Below are 23,221 nucleotides of genomic sequence, written 5' to 3' on the forward strand. Positions count from 1 at the left end.
GACCGGTAGGGATGATCTTTTTGAAGGTATTATTGTATAAAGTATTATTGTATAAAGTATAGTGTACAATGGCTCTAGGTAGAATCATTGTGGTCAAGAGTAACGTGCAGAATAAAAAGTTCCCCCTTCGGAGCCTGTCCCGGATTCATTTCGGGAGGATAGGGGGATTAATAAATTGCCAGCAGTTTCTCTACAATCCTCTCAGCAGTCTTTCCATCCCACAGTGGGATCTCGCCTCCTTTTTTCCATTCCCCTGACATTAATTTATCCAGGTATGGTTTAAGATTTTTGGGATCTGTTCCCACAAGCTCATTGGTGCCCATGGTAATTGTCTCCGGGCGCTCTGTATTGTCACGAAGGGTCATACAGGGTACTCCCATCACAGTGGTTTCTTCTGTAATTCCGCCTGAATCTGTAATTACCGCTTTTGCATTTTTTACTAAAAAATTAAATTCAAGATAGGAGAGTGGCTCCACGTAATGCAGCCTATGATGTTCTATGCCTAAATTTTGAAGGATCTTTGCTGTACGTGGGTGTACCGGAAAGATCACCGGAAGATCTCCGGTGCCATCAATAATGGCTTGCATCATATCCTTAAGTTTCTCTTCTTCATCAACATTTGCAGGGCGATGCAGGGTTAATACAAAATATTGCTTTTCCTGTAAGGCTTCTCCTCTTATCTTTATTTCAGGATCTATGAAGCGCTCCATATTGGAGAGCAGGGTATCGATCATTGTATTGCCTACAAAATGGATCCGTTCTTGCTCAACCCCGCCTTTTCTTAGATTCACATTTGCTATCTCAGAAGTGGTAAAGAAATGATCGGTAATACTATCAGTTACGATGCGGTTAATTTCTTCAGGCATTCGTTGATCTGAAGATCTTATTCCTGCTTCCACGTGCACTACCTGGGTATTCAATTTCTTAGCAACAATACTGCAAGCCATAGTCGAGGTAACATCCCCAACAACCAAAACAACATCTGCCGGGTTTTCCTCTAGCTCTTTTTCAAAACGTACCATGATATTGGCCGTCTGCTCTGCCTGACTACCGCCACCGGCTTCCAGGTTGACGTGAGGCTCAGGAATCCCAAGTTGCTTAAAAAAGGAACCCGACATCTTCTTATCGTAATGCTGGCCGGTGTGTACCAGGCGAAAATGAATTTTTCCCCCTGCTACTTTGGCTTTTTCAATAGCTTTAATAATTGGAGCAATCTTCACAAAGTTTGGACGCGCTCCTGCGATAATGGTAATTTTTGGCATGGCTATGCTGATTTATTCTTTATAACAATTTCATCATTAGATTGAACAGAAGCACCGGATTGAACTTCTCTAAGGCATTGAAGCATTTTTTTAGCTATTTTGCTCCGGTCAAAATCTTTGAGTAAAAGCTTTGTTCCTTCTAAACTTGCCTGATATTTTTCTTTTATTGTAATAGTTCTTATTGCTTCATAAAAAGAATTCTGATCTTCGGGCCTGAAGCAAACACCGGCATTATAATTCTCAATGATCCCTTTGGTTTCTCCTTCAAGGCCAAGTAATATTGGTTTCTCCATTGCTGCAGCTTCAAAGATCTTGGAGGGAATTACTGTTAAAAAAGTGTCGCTCTTTCGTAGATTTACTAAAGCTACATCCATCAAGCTCAGATAATCGACCACTTCTTTTTTACCAACAGAATCTACAAAAACTGCATTTTGAAGTTTTAAGTCTTCTGCTTGTTTTAAAAGATTTTTTTTCTCGGCTCCGTCTCCTATAAATAGGAATGCCAAGTGGGGGTGTGTAGTTTCAAGAGGTTTGATGGAATCAAGAATAAAGCTAAGGCCGTGAGCCATTCCGTGAGTTCCTATATAGGCAAAGACAGTTTTGTTTTGAAGTTTGAGTTTCTCTTCCAGTTCGATCTTCTTTCCCTGTGGCTTGAACAGCTCGAGATTTGCACCGTTTTTAAAGATGGAAATTTTCGCTTTATCAATCCCTCTTGCTATTATTTTTTTCTTGAAAGTATCTGTGACCACAATGATGTGATCGGCTGATAAGTATAACCTTTTTTCCAGCCATTCAAAAAACCGGATCGCTCTGTTCCGTTTCATCGCGCCAACAGCTATAATAGATTCCGGCCAAAGGTCCCGGACTTCAAAGACCCATTTTTTTTTTTTTAAGAACGAGAGCATTCTACCGGCAACTGCCGTAAAAAATTGTGGGGAAGTCGCCACTATAAGATCTGTTTTCACAAATAAGCCGGCAAAGAAAGCCATGACTGCAAAGCTGATATAATCCAGGATCCGTTTAACAAATCCTTCGTTGGCAATGATATAACTCCAGACCCGAATTACTTTGATCCCATCAATATTCTCTGTCTGGTACAGTTTATTTTTATATCCGACAAAAACTTTTCCTTTAGGGAAATTGGGGGCACAGGTGATGACGGTAACATCAACACCATCTTTCACCCATTCCTTACAATGTTCATAAGTTCTGTTGGCGGGGGCATTAACTTCCGGTGGGAAATTATCGCTTAAAAAGAGTAATTTCATATTATTTATTATGGCAGTTCGAGCCCTTCGACGAAAAGCTCAGGACAGGCTTAGTCGAGAACTATTTTTACGTTGGGATCTGAATGTCTGAAGAGTCAAGCTAATTAAATACAGATGTTGTATTTTCATCTATAATAGTAGCCGATGATGTGTCAAGAAAAAGCGATTTTATAACAAATTCCGCTTGGTCCTGGAATTGATATGTAATTTTGGTTGCCGTCACCAGTTTGTTGAATCCTGCTGCAAAGAGATAATTATGGATTTCTAGCTTTTCAATTCCTGAAAAATCAATCTTCAGCTCCTTGTTGATGTACAGGTTTTTACCAAATAATTCCACCTGGACATTAGGGTGAAAATGTATATGACCTGTTGCTTCATATTCTGGTTGCTTGGCTATTATAATATCTTCTATTTTAAAGCTGCTCTCCTCTAACAAGAATTTTCTTTGATGATTCACTCCGAATTTTCGGTAACCATCATGTGAGGCTTCCACTTTATTTGGTGAATCCAATAAAACTGAAACTTTTGCTCTTCGCGCCACCCTGAAACCTCCCCAAACTTCAGAGGAGTTTTTATTGTTTACTGCTACCGTGTTATGGGAAGTCGTAGAGCGTTCCAAATGCCGTCGTTCATTTTTTTCATAAGTACTAATTCCTTTATCAACAATAACAGGCCTGTTTTTATAGTTTAAAACAAACTGGAGACTATCAGCGTGAGAATGTCCGGGTTGATATTTTGGTGATATTTGCCCCACATCGATTACTACTTCAAGATCCTTGGAGTTGAACCTTCTGTAACCGCATTCTTTTAAATTAACTTTCTTTGTTCCTATTCCCAGTTGGGCTGCATATTCTTGTAGCTCTCCTGTTGTGGGAGCAATACCGAATGATGAATCATTTAGCTTTGGGATTTCTCCATTGTTGAAGGAGATTTCCTCCAGCCAACCGAGCATCAATTCTGCCTTTTTCTGAAGTAACGAAAGAAGTTCTTTCTTTTTCCAGTGATTATTCTTTACCAGGTTTATAGAATCCAGGATCCTGTGCAGAATGGTCTGGTGGTACATGGGGCTCAATTCATAATGAGCTCCATCCGGCAAAATCTGCTCTTTTAACTGCTGAACAAGAATCTTTTTTGCCTTTGTATATAGGTGATCATTTTGAAAATAATATGCGCCAAATAATAAAGAGAAACCATTTTCCAGCAAATGATTCGCTAATAAATGATACTCCAGGTTGTGAGAAAGTCGAAGGTAATCTTTATATAAAAAGGTGCTGATCTCCTCATCCTGAATCTCATTCCCTAATAAAAATTTAATCCAGTTAATTCCTCGTAATGAGATAGGATAAGGCTCGAAACCATCTTTTAAAGAATTACCACTGGAAATGTATTCTCGTATCAGTCTTAGTCCTTCTTCTTTTGTCATTCCATCCTGGTGGAGGAATTCGAAGTAATTAAGGTTATAAGTCCAAAGCTTTCCATAATCGCTAAAGTTCCAGTCAATTCCGGAAAATTCCTTTTCAAGATTAAGAAAAGAAAAAGTGTCCTCCTTACTATAAGAGATTGGATAAAGAATTCCCTGTTTGAATTCGAGCTTAGCTACTCTTGAAGGTTTTTCATTATATGCCGATTTATAAAAACGGGTTTTTAACCTATAATAGACCTGATGGTAAAGCTGGGTAGGCTTTACACGTCTTAGTGTATCAAAATAAAGAGGGATCTTGTTTACCACCAGAACCTTTATACAAGTTCAGAAACCACTGTCTCTCTAGAAACTTTATTTTCAGAATTAAAGGAGTTGAGGTTGATCCATTTCCCCTGTTTCAAACTTTCTATGGCTGCAAAAGAAGCCAAAGTTGTATTGTAAGTTTCCTCGAAAGGAACGATAGCTTTTCCTCCTTTTTTCAGGGAATCAACCAGTAATTCGAATTGTGCTTTATGTCCTTTGTCTTGTTTGGTTTTCATACCAGAAAAACCTTTTACTCCATATCCTTTCAAACTTCTCCAGTTATCCAGTACTAAAGTACGTTCCTGACTGTAAGCTTCAATCCGTTCTTTTGAATAAGACTTGCTGCCGTTGGCAAAATAGTTGATTACAGCATTTGTTCCATTCTCGTATTTCAATAGAATAGAAGCATTGTCGGTATTCTCTTCAGGATCTGTTCCCAAAGCATTCATACATACAGAGACCACTTTACTTCCTGCCAGATAAGTACAAAGGTCGATATAGTGGCAGGCTTCTCCAATGATCCTTCCACCACCAACCTCAAGGTCGTGGATCCAGACATCTCCGGGAATAAATCCTGCGTTCATAGTAGCTACAATATTCTTTGGACCTTCGCCCAACAAACTCTTCATCTTTACAGCCAACGGAGAGAAGCGACGGTTAAAACCTACCACGACCATTCTGTTCTTTTCTTCTGCCAACCTGGAAATATCTTCAAGTTCCTCTACGGTTAAGCAAAGTGGTTTCTCCACAAAAACATGTTTCCCTGCTTCCAAAGCTTCTTTTGTCATAGAAGCATGAAGATTATGTCGCGTGGTGATCATCACCATATCTACCTGCTCGTCGCTCAGCATCTCCTTATAATCTGAACTGGCATAGCTTACATCTCCCTTTTTCGCCAGGGTCTTAGCTGAAAGTCCGCCGGCACTGGCGATATATTTTAAATTGGCATCAGCTGCATTCATTCCGGGAATAATAGTGGAGGAAGTGAAGTTTCCTGCACCAATAATACCGAAAACTCCTTCTGAAGCTTTAAATGTCTTTTCTGAAACTTTTACTTTGGTATTTTGAACAGCATCCTCCGGAAATTCCAAAATAGAAGCAATAGATCCCTGCTTCCTCATGTCACCATATATCTCGCTGAAATTTTCCAGCTTTACTCTTTCTGTTATAAGAGGCTGTACATCCAGCTGTTTTAAGGAAAGCGCCTGAAGGATAGCTTCAAAATTTCGCTTTTCTGTCCAGCGAACGTAGCCGATTGGATAGTCTATTCCTTTTTGCTCATAATCGTCATCATATCGGCCGGGACCATAAGAACAGGAAACCTGAAAGCTTAATTCTTTTTCAAAGAAATCTGATCGCTGAATATCAAGACCGATTACCCCTACCAGAACAATGCGTCCTTTTTTACGACTCATCTCGGCTGCCTGATGAATGATGTCATTACTTTTTGAAGAGGCGGTGATGATTACCCCGTCTGCACCAACACCAGCTGTAAGTTCCTGTACAAATTTTACAGGATCTGTACCGGCTCCGGGATTGATAGCTGTAACTCCTTTAGCTTTCGCAAGATCAACTTTCTGCTGGTCAAAATCCAGTCCTATTACTTTACAACCGTTTGCTTGCAGCAACTGGCAGGTAACCAAACCTATTAATCCAAGACCAGTAACAACAATGGTTTCCCCAAAAGTGGGATTTATTAATCTTATTCCCTGAAGTCCAATAGCTCCAATTACGGTAAAAGCTGCTTCTTCGTCGCTTACATTATCCGGCACCTTTGCAACGAGGTTTTTTGGAACTGAAACAAATTCTGCATGATTTCCGTTTGAAGCCACGCGATCTCCCACCTGGAATTCTGAAACTCCTTTTCCAACAGCTACCACAGTTCCAACATTACAATATCCCAATGGCAACGGCTGGTTCAACTTATTGAAAACAGCTTCCAGCGTTGGCATTACCCCATCTGTTTTCATCTTATCAAGCACCTGCTTTACTTTATCGGGCTGCTGTCTTGCTTTTGCGATAAAATTCGCTTTCCCGAATTCAACAAGCATCCGCTCAGTTCCTAAAGAAATCAGGCTGCGGGTGGTTTTAATTAATATTTGTCCAGCTTTAACCTGAGGGGCAGGTACTTCTTCCAGTATGGTGTTACCTTGTTTAAGGTCTTGTATGATTTGTTTCATTTCATATATAAATCTAAAACTTGAGATAATGAAGATTCTACTTGTTTTTTAAATGTACTTTTTAAATTCATTTTTCTTACAGAACAGTAATTTTTCAGGAGTGAATCTAACTCTCCTTTTTTATATGTTATAGTCTCTTTCGGACGGGAAACCACGTTTGTGCAAAAAGTATTTTTCTCTAAAAACAATGATTCTTTAACAGAAATAGAATCTCCATCCGTACTAGTATTTCGTATTGTACCATCACAAAGTTCAATTATCCTATAAAAGGAATGCGGAAATGGAATAATGATTATATTTTCTGGAATGTTAAATTCCTTTCGGTTAATTTCCCTCAAATATGCCCCAGAGGGATCAGATACTATTAAACCCAACTTTGATTGCTCAGTAAAAATGTCAATAAGTTCGAAAATCCCATAGATTTCTTGCCCATTTTTATCATACGCCAGGTTGAATGCATTAGTACAAAATAAAAAGTCAATCTTCTTTTTCATTAAATGGATAGTTTGCATTAAACTATCATCTAGATTTTGGGAATTCGAAAAAGGGGGAATAAAAGAAGAACCTAGAAAAGCATTTTTATTCAGTTTATATGCCTTGTTAAAACTAGAATTGTTTAATAACACAGGCTTATTAGCCAATTTTATAGCTAGTAAATCTAAAATATTTTTGATTTTGCTTTCATACCTTCCTAAATCTCCATGGAGGGTTAAATCAATTCTCTTACATGTAAGCTTACCAAAAATGGTAAGTAGAAATCTCAAATAAACATTGGAAGAGTGTAAATGAATATTTTTCTTCATAATAATATTCATAATAATCTGCTGTTTTGAATTCTTTTTTAAATCCAAATATTCGAACGAAACATTATTTGCAGATAAATAATGAAGTAATCGTTCTACATGAATTGTAACTCCTCCAATTGGCAACGGCCTTTTCCCTAAAATTAAGAACATTATCTTACTCGAGATTTTAATAATTCTTTGTGTTCTCTTAACTGATTTTCATTAAATCGGTTTCGCAAAATTTTGGCTGGAACTCCACCGACTATGGAATTCTTTGGCACATCCTTTAGGATTAATGCACCTGCAGCAATGATAGAACCAGAACCTATTCTAACACCTTTTAAAATTATTGCTCCTGTACCCACCCAAACATCGTCTTCGATTATCACCGGCAAATCATTTTCTGAAAGCTTCTTTTTTACATCGAACATATACTCACCTATCACAGAAGTATTATGATCACCAGTAATAATAGTCACATTTGGACCAAACATTACTTTACTACCAATTAAAATTTCACTTTCCGAGGAGGAAAAGTTTGCGCCTTGCCCAATAAAAACATCGCTCCCTACTGAAATATTTTGATAAGAAAACTTGTCATAAGGATTGAAAATAAAGTTTTTCCCTTTTGAAGCAAATAAATTACCTAGAATTATCATTAACAATCTTCGCACAATTTTGCGAGAAAAAATTATTATCTCCGCAACTAAAATCATTAAGCTATCATAAGTTTTAGATAATCTGATACAATCTTTTCTTTTTCAAACAAATTTAATGCTATCCTTCTGTTTTCTTCACCAATCCTGACCAATTCCTGATCTTTAAGTCTCATCAAATTTTTTAATGCTTTCTGAATACTCGTTACATGATTGGGATCAAAAACAAGATTCGAACAGTGATCAAGTACAATAGAAATATCTGAAACTCCAGAGCAAACAACAACTTTCCCCATCATCATTGCCTCGCATATTGCATTCGGAAAACCTTCATAAAAACTAAAAAGCCCTACAGCATCTGCAATGGAATATTTACTACAAATATCTTTTGCTGCCGGATGAAATTTTATAGTATCCTCAAGGCGGTATTTTCGAACAAGATCCTGTGCTTCAATAAAAGAATTGTCAGGACTTTCATCTCCATACCAGTCAATTTGAATTTTATTTTTATAATCCATTGATAGCCCATGTATTGCTTCTATAAGACCAATTGAATTTTTTAGGTATTGATGGCTGGCTGCAACAGTTATACGGAACTTTCCGCTAGGTATATTTTTTTCTTCTAAAGGAAGCCATTTTTTATGGTCAATCAAATTATAAATAACTTGATTTTTGCTTTTTGAAATCAATGGATTTACTTCCGTCAATATTTTTTGATTGCAAAATGAGTTACAAACAACCTGGTTGGCCGAAAGATGAAATATTCTATAGAACTTTAACTTCCATGATGTGTAAATTTTTGGATTAGCACTTCTTTCCCCTACAATCAATTTCCATTTTCTTGGAAGTAAACCTATAACTTCACATATAAAATTAGGCCCTTCCAGAAAGGAGAGAATAACATCTGGCTTTAGATTTGAAATTGATTTTTTGACTCCCAAAATTCTTTTAAGGAAATTAGACTCATCGACTAGAATCACCTCAATCTTTTCCTCTTCCAATTCTGACCTAAAAAAATTAATGTTGTGATAAATTAAAAAGGTCACATCATGATTCTGCTTTTTAAATCCTTTTCCCAATTCCACTAGTTGTCTTTGGGCGCCACCAGAGCCTAAACTATCAATAACGCAAAGTATCTTCATTCTATTTTTTCCATTTTCGGAATGAAATAAAAAATTCTACTGACCGCGAATGCAAAAATAACCCAAGAAATTTTTGAGCCTAAAGCCTGTCCTCCTAGAATAAAACCAAAAACCGGAATTAATAAAAGCAGTGGGAGTATATCTTTATTAATAGAATAATTTTGTATAGTAGTTCTAATAACCTTAATAAGGAAGTTTAGATATAGTATTAAGCCTAAAATGCCCGTGTAAGCCAAAACTTCTAAAATAACATTATGAGGACTGTTGTAGGCTCCAAATGTCTCTTTTGAAAATTGATAAAACCCAGTTTGACCAACTCCAAAAAATGGATTTTCAAAAATTACTGGTAGAATTGCTGTCCAAATACGATCTCTTCCTGCTAAATCACCATCTTCTGCAGTAGCCAAGAGCCGCTTCATTAATATTTCCGATCCGGAAAGCATACTTATAAAGTAAAGCGTACAGAAACATGCAATTAAAATAATTAAAATTTTATGGCTGTTTTTTTTAGTTCTGAGAAAGATAATTCCAATTATAAAGGATAAGACTAGTGCTATTACCGCCTTTCTAGAGCCGGTTTCTAACATAAGACTTAGCATTAATGGAATAGAAGTGAGGAGCATTAAGGCAAAAACTTTTTTCCCACTAACCCACCAGGTATAAACCGAAAATATAATTATTAGAATGGAAATACTAATTCGAGACCCAATTGCGTTCTGATTGTCACCTAAAATTGTTACCCTACCCCCCTCATATCTTACTCCAATATTTAAATGATAAAAAAGAGTTAATATTATAGAGCCTAATATGAAAAACAATAATCCTCTTTTTATTATTCCCGGTGAAAGTCTCTCATGATTAATTAATATAATCCAAATTATAATATTTAGAGCAAAAGTAAAATCAAATAAGGAGGAAGGCAAAGAGTAAGAATCAAAATTGATTAGTGACATAATCGTCATTGAAAAAAGCAATAGAACTTTTGGTTTCAGATATTTGGCAATATTATCAACAAATAGAAATTTATTTAAGTCGGGCAACACGGTAAATAAATAAAAACCTGCTGCTATTTTGGCTATAGAAAGAAAACCAGAATTGAAGGGATCATAAACTTCAAAATTAATTGCAAATAAGTAAAAAAATAGACCAAACTCCTGAAGACGTTCTTTGCTAACCATCGTATTTAATCAATTATGAATAACAACATCAACCATCCAGTCTTGAGGAACAAACTTTTCTTTATTCCATTTCAAATTATTATCCCAGAACCCCGGACATAGATCATAGGCTTGGGAAGCAAAACCAAAACTGATTTCAACAATTAATGGCTTATTGTTTTCGTCAAACACAAAATCATAAGCAATACATTGGGCATTAAGTTTTTCAGATGTTTCGAAAGCTATTTCAAGGGTTCTTTTATCAATAGTTGATTCGTCTAAGTATAAAATTTTCCCGCTTCCTGAGGCTCTAAAATCCCCTTGTCGAACCAGACGTTTAATTGCGAATGCTTTTTTTCCAATTACAATAACTCGAATATCAGAATTATTGTTAGGAATAAAATCTTGAATATAAAAGTAACCTCTTTCCTTTCCTTTCCATTTATTAAATTCCGTTCCAATAAATAAACGGCCAAAGGACTTTATTACTTTATCAAACTTAACTATTCTAGCTTTATACTTATTTATAGTATCAATAAAATATGATAAACGGTTAAATTGCGAAAAGCCTTTACCGTATGCAATTTTTATTTTTTTTAAGGCAGCTTTTCTATCACTAATTAAACTTACATTTTGTGCTCCTGCTCCACCTCGTAATTTAAAAACTTTTGGAAAGCTTGTTTGATTCACCCATACTTTCGCCGTTTTCTTTTCATAGAAAACATAAGAAGAAACTAATGGAGCACCCACAGCCTCCAATAAATATTTTTGCCCTACTTTATCATCAAAATGCCAGGATGTATTAAAATTAGGAAAAACCTTTTTCCCTGCTTGCTCCATGGAAAATAACAGTTGCTTGGCAAATAAAACATCTTTGAAATTTCCATGATGATAATGCCACATTAAAATATCACAATCTTTAATCTGGTCATTGATATTAGTATCATAGCAATTGACTATTTTATATGGTATCTTTTTTTCCTGACAATAAGAAATCCAACGACCTGAAAAACTTCCTTCGCTGTGGTGAATAGCTATATGCATAAATTAAGATTTTGTCCTTTTCGCCAGAATCTCTTTAGATAAATCTGCATGAGCCTCACATCTAATTAAATTTAGTTTTAAGGCGTTTCCATAACGGGAAGATAATAAAACTGGGATTTTAGTTTTGTATAAAATTGCCTTAAGATACCGGTTGGTAATAAAGGAAATAGGAGACCACAGATTTAGGAATGCATTAGAATTCTTTTCTATAAAAATCTGCCAATGTTTATGAAGAAATTTCTCGTTTCGAATTATTTGACTATAATTAGAAACCCTTTCTAAAACAGCATGTTTTTCCTCATTTTTCACTAATTCTAAATAGAAATCCGTTTTACTCTGTTTTACTGGATGTAACACTGTATTTAATTTTCCATCCTTACAAATATTTATTTCCAGAATTAAACCCAAATACCAGTCATCAAAACTACTTTGTTTAGTGAAAAGAAAATTACCAAGACTATAATAAATCGGCACTTGATTATAAATTTCGTACCCACTGATACAGTGTGGATGGTGACATATAATTAAATCAGCGCCATTTTCTGCATAAAACCTATACTGTTTCTGCATCCTTGGACTTGGTAAGTTATAATATTCATGACCTCCATGAATTATACATATAACCTTATCATGATTTTCCTTAGCAGTTTTAATTTGTTTTACATTCTCTATCACATCCATAGGTGAAGCTCCGCCATGAAAATCAGATGCAGATGCCCATTCATTTTCAGCAAAATTTATAATTCCTACAGACATACCATTTTTTTGTAAGGAAAATGGTTTACACGCTTCTTTTGAATTTTTTCCTACTCCAGTATAGCTAATATTGTTATTTATCAATGAATCCAGTGTATCCTCCAAACCTTTACTACCATAATCCATTATATGATTATTAGCTAATGTCACCAGATTTATGTTCAAAGCCTGCAAAACTGGTATAATTGTAGATTCCGAAGTTTTCAAATGTGGACCAGTTTTAATTATTTTATTTCTCTTTCCACATCTTGTAATAGGTGACTCTTGGTTTAGAATTGTAGAATCAAAAGATTGAAAAAATTCTGTAATTCCCTCAGAAAGTAATAATTTATCTTTAAACTTATCATCAACAAAAAAGTCACCTCCTACTAAGATTTTCATATCGCCTTCCTTTTGTGATTTTTAAAAAAGAGAAAAAAACTCCGTATAATACTTCTTTTGTCCTGAATGATTTTTTTATCGCTGTAAATGGCCTTCCTATAAATATCAGGATATGCTTCTTTTACAGTCTGCAAACTAAAATATTTATCAAAAACCTCTTTGGAAAACAAACATAACTTTTGATAGTACTCTGGATCTTCAACAGCCCTAATTATTGCTTGAAGGTTAATTTTTTTGTGATAATTGTCAAATTCATTCCTCTCCGAAAAATTGGTTTTAAAAGCATCTTGAAAATTAGATTTATTTAATAAAATAGGAATATTATCTTTTGAATTTATCGTCAAAATTGGAATACCAAGAGAGGCAGATTCCATCAAATTTCTTCCTGTACCTATAACCGCATCTGCCAAATAAAGCATTTTAGAGGCTTCTTTTGTGTATACCTCATTAATAAGTATTACAATTTTCTTTTCTTGTACTAATTTATGTTGGCATAGAAATTTGTAAACATTTTCATCTTCAATCGTTCCAATTACAATTAAACGAACATTTTTTACATTATGTAATATTAAATTTTCAATTAAAGTAATTGAGTCTATTAGACTTTTATAATATGATCTTCCAATCCGGCAGATTCGAACAAAAGTAAAAATAGATGGATCTTTTTGAATTAAATTATTCTCTTCTATTTGTACTGGTAAAACTCTATTGGGAATTAAATTTAAAGTAGATTCCTGATATTTTTTTTGAATATTAAAAAAATCAAAATTTTCCTTACTGAATAGAATTAAATTAGGGATAAACGGAAAGTTTAAGGAATTGGGTCCACCACATTTATTTACAATCAGAACATTATATTCTGTAGAAATAAATAATCGAATTAAATTATAACTATTGATATCAAAACAGTGAAAAATATCAGGATTAAAACTTTTTCGGATTGCATTTATAACTGTTCGAAGCTGGAGAAAATTCAAGCCGTTAAAATTAATATGTTTATAAAAAAATGGATTTGACTCGACCACTTCGCTTTCTCCAGGCCCAATTGAAATTATTTTTATATTATGTTCCTCTCCAATTTTAGCAGATATATGATTTAAACTATGAAAATGTCCTCCCCTTCCATGACCAAGAACTGAGATAAAATAAAGTATTTTCATATTAAATAATTCTCTGTTCTACTTCAAGCAGTATGTCAAACTTATCTTTTACTTTGTTCTGAATGTGCTTAATGAGATCTAAAATATCCTCACCTGTAGCCCCACCAAGATTCACAATAAAACCACTGTGCTTTTCAGAAACTTGGGCACCACCAATAGTAAAACCTTTCAATCCTAACTCATCTATCATTGGGCCGACAAATTTCCCTTGAGGTCTTTTAAATACACTACCGCAATTTGGATAATTACGAGGTTGTTTGGCCCATCGATTAGCCTTTGTGGCATCCATTTTTAAACTAATAGTTTCTCTATTCCCGGGTCTCAAGTTAAACCAGGCCTTTAAAACAATTTTATCGGTGTTTTTTTGAAAAAAACTATTTCGGTACTCAAAACCGATATCCTCTTTAAAAATTTCTTTAACCTGTAAATCTTCTAAATCGAGATATCTAACTTTAAAAAGAATATTTTTAATTTCTTCCCCGCTTGCTCCAGCATTCATTACCACGGCCCCACCGACCGAACTGGGAATATCATAAAAAATCTCGGCACCTGAAAGATTATTATTTAGCGCAGAAACACTAAATTGCTCTAATGTTGCTCCCGCTTGAGCAATAATATGATTTTTATCAATCCAAATTTTATTGAAGGAACCATTAAAAATTATAAAACTTTGTTCGTAAGAAGACTTACCAAGTATAACATTGTTTCCATTCCCTAAAATTATTCTTGGCTGGTCCAATTCTTCACGGAATAAATTGACCAATTCTTCCTCAGTCTCAGGGAATATTGCTTTTGCACAATGGACTTTTAAACCGTAGGCATTATATGCTGATAAATCGAAATTTTCTTTAATTATCACGTTTAATTAGGGTTCTTTTTAAGGATGGAAAAAAAAGGATTAAAATCTGATTTAGAATATGCAAGGATTTCCCTTACTGGAATTTCAACTTGCTTACTATAAAAATGTAAAAAGAGAATTGCCGCAAGACTATAACTTAATGTCGAAGCAACAGCAGCTCCATTTGCCCCGTAACGAGGAATCAATAAAATATTTAAAATCACATTTACAATAAGGGCCGGCACCATAGGTTTTAAGGAAATCCAAGGCTTTCCTCTACCTGCCATGTCCATATTAAGAACTTTAAAAATTGTCAGCAAAACAACTCCAGGAATTAAGTAAATTAGAACATCTGCACTATCAATAAATTTTGCGCCGTATAATAAATTAATTATAAATGGTGCTAAAAATCCCAGGAAAACACTCGCCAACCCAATTATTATTATAGAAACTCTAAGTAACTGGCAGACCTTGATAGAAAAAGCTTGCTGATTTTTTGCTATAGCGCTTCTTGCAAAAACGATTGTACTTAAAAGCATAGGAATTTGCCACAAATATTGAATTAAACCCGCTCCTTTTCCGTAAATACCAGTCTCATAATTTGTTGAAAATTTGTCGAGTAAAATGATATCTAGTTTGTAATTTAGATTTATGACTAGCAGGGCTAGGGCGTAAACAATTCCTAACGATAATAATGATTTAATTACCCTTATTTCAAACTTTATAGAAAATGCTTGTAAAAAGTCATTTTTAAAAAGCATGATTATGCTCATTAAAGCGGGACCAAAAATTAAAGAAATCATAGCCCCCCTAATGGATAATTCAAAAACAATTACTAAAATTATTGTCCCAATTAAAACAAATAAAGGTGGCAACCAATTTATTTTATTAAAAGTTTGAATTTGATTTTTACCTAAAAACACACCAGAGTTATAAGTGTTGAATAGTACAAAAGGTATAGGAAGAAGTGCTAGTATGACCAAAACTAAATTGCTTCCTGAATTTGAAAAATTTGTTATTAAAAAATAGGATCCTATAACACTGATAATAGTTGTAAATATCCAAATCTGACTTATTGCCGCTTTAATTTGTTTTTCAGTAAATAAACCTTTGGCTATATAATACGTTGTTGATTGTCTGATTCCTAAAGAACCAATTGTCATAAACAAAGATGGATATACTAATAAGGCTGAGATTACACCGTTAAGTTCTGGTCCTAACCATCTGGCAATGATGACACCTTGTAAGAGGCTGAAAATTATAACTCCTCCCTTGCTTAACCCTATACTTAGTAGATCTTTAAGAAAGCTGGACAACTTCTTTGTTCTTTTTTATGAGAATATTCACTCCAAGTTGCTGTAATTTTTCTTCTAACTTATTGTATCCCCTCAATGCCATTTCTACATTGGAAATTATGGAAGTGCCATCACTTAAAAGTGCTGCTATAACTAAGGCCATACTCCCTCTAAGATCTGTTGAGATCACAGTAGCTTTCTTAGGAGTAACCATGTGTCTTCCATAAGTACTAATGGATCCTTTCTCCCATTTAATTTGTTCAGAGTAAAATTTGGAAAGTTCTTCACAATATTTTATTCTTTCCGGATATCTGTAATCGTAAATTCTGCTTATCCCGTCTGCATGTAATCCTAGTAGCACATAGAAAGGTTGCATATCAGAAATAATTCCGGGGTGAGTTCCGGTAGCTAGTTCAAATGGTTGTATAATTCCGTTTTGTAAACAATCGGGCGTAATATGAACATTTTTACTGTTCTTGTAAAAATCAATTCCAGCTTCATACAAATGAATGAGCGGAATTTTCATTGAATCGAAAGGAACATCCTCTACCGTAATATCTCCACCACTGAGAATACCATAAACTATCCAAGTAATAGCTTCAATTCTATCAGGCATGACTCGAAAAATAGACCCTTGTAAATATTCTTTACCTATAACTTCTATATAACTATTTCCAACTACCTGAATTTTAACCCCCATTGTTTTAAGGAAATCTATTAAATTTTCTACTTCAGGAGATATGTAAGCATTTCTTATGATTGTTTTTCCAAATGCTATAGAAGCACATATTAAAGCACTTTCAGTTCCCCCAATGGTAGAAATTGGAAAATCTATTTCTGTAGGTGTGAGACCATTCGGCGCGGTTACTTCTATATACCCCTCCTTCTCCTCAACTGTTGCCCCCATCTTTTCCCATACCATAATGTGCAGGTCATAGCCCCGAGTTCCAATCTTGCACCCACCCGGGTAGGGAATTCTTGCTATACCCTTTTTTTTAATAAAACCAGCTACTAACAGATATGTTGTTCTGAAATGATAATTGTAATCATCTAAAACAATATCTTTTAAGTTATTAGATTCAATTTCAATTGTTTCAAGCTTTCTATCAATATTTAAAAAACCACCATAGTCATTTATGAACTGGAATTTATATTGAGCATCTACTAATTCAGTGGGGAAATTTTCAAGTTTTACTTTCTCATCTGAGATCAAGGCAGCTGCCAAAAGTTTTGTGGCTGCATTTTTTGCTCCACTTACTTTGACCTTTCCTCGTGGGATTTGTTTTCCTTTTATTATTGCAGTGAGATTTTTCATCATTTTGTTTATTGGTTATTATAACTTTCCATTTACCTGTTCGAGTACCCCCTTCACATCATACACCACAGCACCCTCATTTTTTAAAAAGTCAAGTTCCATCTTCAAAAACTCTTTATGAGCCACTGTCAATACCACAGCATCAAACTTTTGTTGCGGCAAATTTTTGGTGGTTTCAAGGTTATATTCATGCCTCACTTCCGCAGGATTGGCTAATGGGTCAAAGATTGTGACATTTGTTTGATATTCTTCCAAATGCCTTACCACATCTACTACTTTGGTATTTCGAACATCAGGGCAATTTTCCTTAAAAGTGATCCCTAATAAAAGAATGTTGGCTCCTTTCACCTTTAGATCGTTTTTCAGCATTAATTTAATAACTTCTGAAGCTACATATTGCCCCATAGAATCATTCATTCTCCTACCTGCCAGAATGATCTCCGGGTGATACCCCATCTCCTGTGCTTTTTGCGCCAGGTAATAAGGATCTACACCAATACAGTGGCCACCAACCAGTCCCGGCCTAAAGGGAAGGAAATTCCATTTGGTTCCAGCTGCTTCCAGTACATCGTTTGTATCAATGTCCATTTTATTAAAGATCTTCGCCAGCTCATTTACAAAAGCGATATTGATATCGCGTTGTGAGTTTTCGATGACTTTCGCGGCTTCAGCTACTTTAATGGTGGGAGCGAGGTGGGTTCCTGCAGTTATCACGCTCTTATAGAGGTAATCTACCAGTTCACCTACTTCCGGTGTTGACCCAGCCGTAACTTTTAATATTTTTTCTACGGTATGTTCTTTGTCTCCCGGATTGATCCTTTCGGGGGAATAACCTACATAGAAGTCTTTATTGAATTTGAGTCCGCTGGTCTTTTCCAGTACCGGTACACACTCATCTTCGGTTACTCCGGGATACACAGTAGATTCATAGATCACGATATCTCCTTTTTTAAGAACTTTGCCTACACTTTCGCTGCTTTTGTAAAGCGGGGTAAGATCGGGTCGGTTGTTTTTATCTATGGGGGTCGGTACCGTGATGATGTAATAGTTGCAATCCTGGATGTCTCCCAATTCCCGGGATACATAAAGTCCGTTGCTAGTTTCACCAATTTCAGCCGGGGTAACTTCTGCTTTATCTTTTCCCCAGTCGCCGGCAACAGCAGGCTCGTTTACTGCAACGCTTTTCTTAACTGCTAATGGATATTTCGTCAGCAATACGCTCTGAAGCACATCATCTTCTACTTCAAGGGTGCTGTCGTGACCTTTTCGAAGTTCCTCTATTCTGGCATTGTTTATATCAAAACCTATGACCGGATATTTGGTGGCAAAAAGCCTTGCTAAAGGTAAGCCAACATATCCAAGGCCTATGACTGCTATTTTTGGTGATTCTGTATTCATCTGGTTTTGAAATATTTTGTTGGAGAGCCGTAAGAATGTAAGGGATTCCTGGGACGGCTTCTCAGTTGTGAGTTGTGAGTTACCGGTTGTCAGTTGAAAAGTGAACCTAATGATGTTTTGCTTTCGTTGCTGTTCAATGCTGCCTTACTACTCCGTGAGGTTTTACTATGGACTGAAAAATTCGAACTGAACACTTTTTTAAACGGCTTCGCCGCTCTGAGTCCCAGACTTTGGGTTTCAGATCGACAAAGTGTTAGAAAACACCGATAAAAGGTAAATTCTCTTAATTGAACTGCAAATATATACTTTCACATTTCATTAACTTAAATGATAAATGTTAAATCTTATAAATTTCTATTGACACCATTTGTGGAAAGGTATTGCAAAGGGTTTTAAGGAAAGTCTTAACGAGTGAGGAATTATTATGCTCATAGAATCTGAAGGAAGTATTTTAAAGATATTGTTAATTTAAATGGGCGGTTTGAAATAAACTCGAACGTTTTTGAGAAAATATTAGTAAGAATAGATAATGGGCTGTAAGAATTTTAAAGGTTGTGAGAGTGGATCTAATTATTTGTTTATTTTTTGGTTCGTAGTTTTTTTTTTTTGTATTTCTTATTTGCAGAATTTTTTCTGTACCCTTTAGGGCGGAGAGGATTTTCTGCTCATACTCTTTTATTCCTTTCACGAACAACTTCCAATATAATTCTGCCAGTTTTCTTGCAACGGCCTTAATTGCCAGGACTGGTCCTTTTCTTGCCCTTATTTTTCTGCCGAAAGCTCCTAATGCTATTTTTTTGCTGTTGAGTAAGCTTGTGGCTGCTTGTTTGAAGATCAATCCTGCTTTTGGTTTTCCTTTGGGTTTATAATTTTTACGCAGTTTATTCGAATGATGTTGTTTGGGAGCAAGGCCCCACCAAGAGGTAAAATGCTTTTCTGTTTTCCATTTTTTCAGATCTGTTCCTACTTCAGCCAGGAGTTGCATCCAGTTATAATCTGTTATTCCGGGTAATACTGTAGCATCTTTTTTCCCAAAGACGGTCAAAAGGTATTGATCCAGGTGTTTTATATCAGGTTTGTGGTGCCGTATGGCTTATCGGGGTTTTTTATTATAGTCTTGTATAGGCTTATCGCTACTTATTTTTTTAAGCACTTCTTCAAGTTGTTCATCCCAACGAGCTATTTGTACCTGGTAAAAATCATAACAGGTAACTGCTTGTTCCAGGGCAAACAACCCGGCTTCATTATAATGTCCTTTTAATGATTTTATTACAAGATCTTTCTTAGTTTTTAAAATTCTTGAATCGCACATCTCCACCAGGACTTTTGGATCTCTTTCACCTGCTAAAATGGCTCTGATAAGCTTTAGCCCACTAGCTCCGTGAATCTGGCTTATTACTTCTTTAAGGCGTATGTTCATCGTGGTGAGGGCTTTTTGCATATGGTTTATATGCATAGCCGCACTTCGGATGTGGTCATCCCGTAGTCTTTGGTAACTTCGCAATTCCTGAATAAGATCTTCTGCTACAAAACATCTGTTCAGAAGTCCATGACTATGTAATTGCTGTATCCATTGGCAGTCCTTTACATCTGTTTTTCTTCCCGGGACTGTTTGGTGCTACGGCCATCTACAAGCCATACATCGATTCCTCTTTCTTGCAGAATATTATATAAAATGATCCAGTAAACGCCTGTTGCTTCCATAGCAACTGTAGAGATGTTGTTCTGAATCAAATAATCTGCAGCCAATTCCAAATCATCGGTAAATGTTTCAAAGCTTTTTACTTCTTTACCTTCAAGACCGACAAAAATTTTGCGAGCCCCAATATCAATACCCGCTGCGTGAGTGTGAATTTTTCTCATAACAGAAATATTTCAAAAACCACATCGGAAAATTTTTAGCTGAAAGGCTACCATTCGGGCATCAATAAGTATTGAGCACCAACAACGCTAACAATATTTTCCGCAACCATACTCAGCCACAGGTATAAAAACACTATGCAAGTACCGGCCATTTTGTGGTTATAATTTCTTATAAAATTAATGCACAAACGTCATATTCCTTCGCTAGATAAAATTTTTTTATCTCAAATCTCAGCATGACATTCGGGAAGCTATTTTATTATAAAAGTTTGGTAAAAGGCAATTGAGCTATCAATTTACTTCTTCAATGCATCTGAAACCCGTACGCTTACTACCAGCTCCAGGCTCTGAAGGATTAATTTTAGGCGGTGCTTTCCGACTTCCGAAATGATGGCTTCACGGCCTTTAAAGCTTCCGTTGGCAATGGTAAGTCGGTCGCCGGCAGAAAGGTGGCTAACTTCCACTTCTTTGTATTCTTCTCCATTAAGCCAGTTCTTAATCGTCCTGATCTCCTCCTCCCGGACTATTGCCGGTTTGCCCAGCCAGTACAGATAACGTACTACCCCCGGAACTTCAAAAACTTTGTTCCGGTCTTTTTCCTCCAGATTTATGAAAATATAGGATTTGAAAAGGGGAGAAGTGACTTTCTTCTTGCGGTCACTCCATTGTTTGACCTCGGTGTGCAACGGACAATAAACTTCGAAGCCCATTTTTTCAAGAGCTTTAGATGCAGATTGTTCAGATCTGGATTTAGTATATAAGACGTACCACGACATTTAAACCGTTTATTTTAATAAGGTATAATAAATTATATCAAATTTTCTCGCAGTAGGGGTCTCTCTAACGAGTGGGAGAAATATTATTCAGCAGAACAGGTGTCCTGTCCGGAGGCAAATGTAAGAATAATTGAGACGAAGCAAAAGAAGGATTTGGTTTTTGACAGTACAAGGTGCGAGCGGGACATACACATAAAACTTGGTGTGCAGAAATAAATACTGGCGTGAAGGAATAATGTTGTGATGGAGTGCTATTTAGTTTTCTGTAGTCAGAAAAGAAAAAATTGAAGTGAAATTTTAGTTTTGAATGAACCTCTCGACTGCGCTCGAGGTGACATTGGAGTGCGACTAGGTCGCATTCACGGATATCGAAAACAGAAAACATTTAAAGCTACCGAGCGGGACGCTCGCATAAACCTAGTGTGAGGAGGAATGTTGTGATGGAGTGCTAATTGGTTTACTTTTTTCAGAAAAGATGAAATGAAAATTAGTCTTTAAAGGGACCTCTCGACTGCGCTCGAGGTGACATTAGAGTGTGACTAGGGCGTATTGATGATATTGAAAAGCAGGAAATATTTAAAGCTACGCTAGCGTCACGCTCGCATTAACCTGGTGTGATGTGTAATGTTGTGATGGAGTGCTACTTAGTTTTCTTTTATCAGAAAAGATAAAAATGGAGTGAAATTTAGGCTTTAAAGGGACCTCTCGACTGCGCTCGAGGTGACATTGGAGTGGCGACTAGGTCGTATTGACGGATATCGAAAAGCAGAAAACATTTAAAGCTATGGGAGAGGAGTTTATTCTACTGCCACATCTGTAAAGAACAACTCGAAATTGCCATCTTCACTGCGGTGCATTGTGGCAATGTTGAGTCCGTTAAAATTTTTGTAATCTTCCCAGGTAGTGGCAAAAGCACGAGCAGAATCTCCGCCTGACATGTACACCCATTCCCTTATAATGTGGTCGTCTCCAAAATAAACTTCGTAAGAATCTCCGGGGGTATAACCTCCCTCGTTGGGATAAGAAATAGTTATCTTTTGAAGGTTTTCTCCGCTAATTGCTGCAGTGGATTCTTCTTCATGCTGATAATCCATTTCGTCCCAAACCAGATTGAACGGAAACAACAGCCAGTATTTATCATTTATAAAACCCTGGTCTGTCTGCTGATGTGCTGAAGCTTCAGATTTATGATTGTAAGTAACAGTACTGTCGGGAGTGGTGAGGGTCACCATGTCCTCCTGTGGCCGCCAGGACCATGCTCTGCTGGTGCGAAGCGTGTCGTTGGTGCGTACATTAAAAGTATAACGGATCTCTTCCACATCTTCAAAATTTTCGAATCCGTTGGCGTATGCGATCTTTTCCGTTATAGACCGATTTTCTTCTGAATTTTTCTGATTGCAATTAGTGAACAGAATAGGGAAGAGGCAAAAGAGAACTATTTTTTTCATGACTTAAAAAACAGGTTGGTAGTATAAAGATACTGATTTCGCTCTTTCAATTTGGATTAATTTATTTTTAGTGATGAAGTGAAGTGATGAGGTGACGGAGTGAAGCAGTGATGAAGTTGTTGTTGTTTTATTCTTTTGTGATTTTGTACATGTTATTTGAATTTTTTTTAGCAGAAATTTTCTGTGCCCTTTAGAACGGAGGGTAATCACAGAGGTCAATTGGATATTGCTAACTCTCCAGATCCTTCGACTAATCGTCTGCGGCAGCTACCATTGACATGATTCTACTCACAAACAGTCCCTTTATTCGATGGAGATTTCGTGAGGATTTAACTATTGTTCATTTTTTTGCATGCATTCCTCTCGCTGTGCTCGTCGGATGCAGTAAAAAACGAGCCAAAAAAAGGCCACTTTTTTGTAGGTGTTTCTAATTTTGCTACCGCAAAATCAGAACCGTACTTCCCCGGCTAAATTTTCTCCAAGGCTTCAAAAATTCTTAACGCCGGGGAAGCACATACACTTGCAAAAAAGAGTCCCCTAACAGCAATTTCATCAGCTAATTTTTTCGTGAATTCCCTCCGCTATATAAATTTTTATGCCGGGGCTCAGCATGACATTGTCTTGGTAATGAAGTGACGGAGTGAAGCTGTGATGAAGTTGTTGTTGTTGTTGTTTTGCTCTTTTTTGGAATTTGGTGCTTGTAATTTGTGATTTCTTTTTTGCAGAGGTTTTCTGTCCCCTTCAGGGCGGAAGGTAAAAACGAAAACTAAA

Annotated in this window: 19 protein-coding genes and 1 pseudogene; all 20 read right to left on the reverse strand. The window is 36.1% G+C overall.

The annotated features are described in order from the left end of the window. Window positions 1-167: 167 nt before the first annotated feature. The 20 genes and pseudogenes from wecB to IE056_RS14980 all read right to left on the reverse strand — a co-directional run bounded on the left by wecB (window position 168) and on the right by IE056_RS14980 (window position 22,450). Window positions 168-1,262 (reverse strand): non-hydrolyzing UDP-N-acetylglucosamine 2-epimerase, encoded by a 1,095-nt coding sequence (wecB, locus tag IE056_RS14885; protein ID WP_189605520.1) that lies wholly within the window; start codon window positions 1,260-1,262, stop codon window positions 168-170. A gap of 2 nt (window positions 1,263-1,264) precedes the next feature. After that, on the reverse strand, window positions 1,265-2,530 hold the full coding sequence (locus tag IE056_RS14890) for a glycosyltransferase family 4 protein (RefSeq protein ID WP_189605521.1): 1,266 nt from the start codon (window positions 2,528-2,530) through the stop codon (window positions 1,265-1,267). A gap of 100 nt (window positions 2,531-2,630) precedes the next feature. Then, window positions 2,631-4,259: an alginate lyase family protein gene (locus tag IE056_RS14895; protein ID WP_189605522.1), complete on the reverse strand. Its 1,629-nt coding sequence runs from the start codon at window positions 4,257-4,259 to the stop codon at window positions 2,631-2,633. Window positions 4,260-4,267: 8 nt separating this feature from the next. Further along, entirely contained in the window at window positions 4,268-6,436 is a 2,169-nt protein-coding gene (locus IE056_RS14900) for a bi-domain-containing oxidoreductase (protein ID WP_189605523.1), read from the reverse strand. After that, window positions 6,433-7,392, reverse strand: a complete 960-nt coding sequence (locus tag IE056_RS14905; RefSeq protein ID WP_189605524.1) for a hypothetical protein — start codon at window positions 7,390-7,392, stop codon at window positions 6,433-6,435. The genes IE056_RS14900 and IE056_RS14905 overlap by 4 nt, the downstream gene beginning before the upstream one ends. Further along, window positions 7,392-7,937, reverse strand: coding sequence for an acyltransferase (locus IE056_RS14910; protein ID WP_189605525.1), 546 nt, complete (start codon window positions 7,935-7,937; stop codon window positions 7,392-7,394). Before IE056_RS14910 ends, IE056_RS14905 begins: the two co-directional genes overlap by 1 nt. After that, entirely contained in the window at window positions 7,937-9,019 is a 1,083-nt protein-coding gene (locus IE056_RS14915; protein ID WP_189605526.1) for a glycosyltransferase, read from the reverse strand. Before IE056_RS14915 ends, IE056_RS14910 begins: the two co-directional genes overlap by 1 nt. Then, entirely contained in the window at window positions 9,016-10,197 is a 1,182-nt protein-coding gene (locus tag IE056_RS14920) for an O-antigen ligase family protein (protein ID WP_189605527.1), read from the reverse strand. Before IE056_RS14920 ends, IE056_RS14915 begins: the two co-directional genes overlap by 4 nt. Window positions 10,198-10,206: 9 nt before the next feature. After that, window positions 10,207-11,220: an ATP-grasp domain-containing protein gene (locus IE056_RS14925; protein ID WP_189605528.1), complete on the reverse strand. Its 1,014-nt coding sequence runs from the start codon at window positions 11,218-11,220 to the stop codon at window positions 10,207-10,209. A 3-nt stretch (window positions 11,221-11,223) separates the two neighbouring features. Continuing rightward, the gene (locus IE056_RS14930; protein ID WP_189605529.1) at window positions 11,224-12,357 is read right to left on the reverse strand and encodes a CapA family protein; all 1,134 of its coding nucleotides are present in this window, start codon (window positions 12,355-12,357) and stop codon (window positions 11,224-11,226) included. Then, complete coding sequence (locus tag IE056_RS14935) at window positions 12,354-13,517, reverse strand: glycosyltransferase family protein (protein WP_189605530.1); 1,164 nt, start codon at window positions 13,515-13,517, stop codon at window positions 12,354-12,356. Before IE056_RS14935 ends, IE056_RS14930 begins: the two co-directional genes overlap by 4 nt. Before the next feature lies 1 nt (window position 13,518). Then, entirely contained in the window at window positions 13,519-14,376 is an 858-nt protein-coding gene (gene murB / locus IE056_RS14940) for a UDP-N-acetylmuramate dehydrogenase (RefSeq protein ID WP_189605531.1), read from the reverse strand. 2 nt (window positions 14,377-14,378) lie between these two features. Beyond that, a complete protein-coding gene (locus IE056_RS14945) occupies window positions 14,379-15,671 on the reverse strand; it encodes an oligosaccharide flippase family protein (protein WP_189605532.1) in 1,293 nt (430 codons plus the stop codon). After that, a complete protein-coding gene (locus IE056_RS14950; RefSeq protein WP_229793778.1) occupies window positions 15,655-16,965 on the reverse strand; it encodes a UDP-N-acetylglucosamine 1-carboxyvinyltransferase in 1,311 nt (436 codons plus the stop codon). The genes IE056_RS14945 and IE056_RS14950 overlap by 17 nt, the downstream gene beginning before the upstream one ends. Window positions 16,966-16,983: 18 nt before the next feature. Continuing rightward, a complete protein-coding gene (locus tag IE056_RS14955; protein ID WP_189605534.1) occupies window positions 16,984-18,363 on the reverse strand; it encodes a nucleotide sugar dehydrogenase in 1,380 nt (459 codons plus the stop codon). Window positions 18,364-18,826: 463 nt separating this feature from the next. Further along, a complete protein-coding gene (locus IE056_RS14960) occupies window positions 18,827-19,408 on the reverse strand; it encodes a transposase (RefSeq protein WP_262891469.1) in 582 nt (193 codons plus the stop codon). Window positions 19,409-19,456: 48 nt separating this feature from the next. Then, entirely contained in the window at window positions 19,457-19,804 is a 348-nt protein-coding gene (locus tag IE056_RS14965; RefSeq protein ID WP_229793779.1) for a hypothetical protein, read from the reverse strand. Between the two features lie 36 nt (window positions 19,805-19,840). Next, a pseudogene (locus IE056_RS14970) lies at window positions 19,841-20,226 on the reverse strand (IS110 family transposase); the annotation flags it as partial. A gap of 296 nt (window positions 20,227-20,522) precedes the next feature. Beyond that, on the reverse strand, window positions 20,523-21,002 hold the full coding sequence (locus IE056_RS14975; protein WP_189605537.1) for a UpxY family transcription antiterminator: 480 nt from the start codon (window positions 21,000-21,002) through the stop codon (window positions 20,523-20,525). A gap of 797 nt (window positions 21,003-21,799) precedes the next feature. Next, complete coding sequence (locus tag IE056_RS14980; RefSeq protein ID WP_189605538.1) at window positions 21,800-22,450, reverse strand: hypothetical protein; 651 nt, start codon at window positions 22,448-22,450, stop codon at window positions 21,800-21,802. Window positions 22,451-23,221: the final 771 nt, after the last annotated feature.

The sequence above is a fragment of the Salinimicrobium marinum genome (assembly GCF_014651535.1).
In the GTDB taxonomy this organism is placed as follows: Bacteria; Bacteroidota; Bacteroidia; order Flavobacteriales; family Flavobacteriaceae; genus Salinimicrobium; species Salinimicrobium marinum.